The organism is Azospirillum sp. UFLA03-27 (genome assembly GCF_059803775.1).
On record NZ_JAUQTX010000502.1, the window covers coordinates 1 to 1189 of the forward strand.

The 1189-nt window shown below is 70.8% G+C and carries 1 pseudogene; it reads left to right on the forward strand.

The annotated features are described in order from the left end of the window. Positions 1–43: 43 nt before the first annotated feature. A pseudogene (gene prmC / locus Q4I23_RS32725) lies at positions 44–829 on the forward strand (peptide chain release factor N(5)-glutamine methyltransferase); the annotation flags it as partial. Positions 830–1189: the final 360 nt, after the last annotated feature.

The window sequence follows — 1189 nt, forward strand, 5'->3', positions numbered from 1 at the left end:
GCGTATAATCGTCGGCAGCGTCAGATGTGTATAAGAGACAGCCCCCGACCTCGACGCGCGCCTGCTCGTCGAGCACGCGCTGGGCCTCACCCGCCACGACCTGTTCACCCGGGCCAACGACCCCGTGCCCGAACCGGACGCCGCGCGCCTCCTCGCCCTGGTCGAGCGGCGGGCGGCGCGGGAACCGGTGGGGCGCATCCTTGGCCATCGCGAGTTCTGGACGATCGACCTCGCCCTCACCCCCGACACCCTGGAGCCGCGGCCCGACACCGAGACGCTGGTGGAAGCGGTGCTGAAGGCCCTGCCGGACCGGAGCGCACCGCTGCGGCTGCTCGATCTAGGCACCGGGACCGGCTGCATCCTGCTGGCCCTGCTGGCGGAGCTGCCCAACGCCAGCGGCCTCGGCGTCGACCTCAGCCCCGGCGCGGTGGCCGCCGCCACGGAAAACGCGGCGCGCAACGGGCTGGTGGAGCGGGCGGGCTTCCAGACCGGCAACTGGGGCGCCGGGCTGGACGAGCGGTTCGACGTCGTCGTCTCCAACCCGCCCTACATCCCCAGCGCCGACATCGCCGCGCTCGATCCGGAGGTGCGGGAGCACGACCCGCTGCGCGCGCTGGACGGCGGGGCGGACGGGCTGGACGCCTACCGGATCATCGCGGCGCAAACGCCGGACCTGCTCAAGCCGGGCGGTCTGGCCGGGCTGGAGGTCGGGCAAGGCCAGGCGGCGGACGTGGCGGGGCTGCTGGCCGGCGCCGGGCTGGAGCCGGCGGGCGTCTTCCGCGACCTGGGCGGCGTGGAACGCTGCGTCCTGGGGCGCAAGAGCGCGTGATTTCGCCCCATCCCCCCAAAAAAAAGGTTGGATTGACGCGCGGTCCCCAGTAGGGTGCAAGGACGACGATGGCCCGGGGACGATCATCCCAGGGCGTACCCATGGCCTCCGGAAACCCCGCGCGGTTGGGCGGACGTCCGAGAAGGCAGACCGGTTGATCGGTTGGGCGCGTCGATTTGATCCCTGCGACCCATCCGCGGTTGGTTCCGCGGCGGGCCCGGCGACCGGATGGTCAGCCAGGGCGTTTGCGGGATTGCACTTCTCTTACATGGGGCCATAAGAGCCAAATGAGACAAGGACCGAACTCCAGGCGCTCGCGCTGTCTCTTATACACATCTGACGCTGCCGACGATTATACGC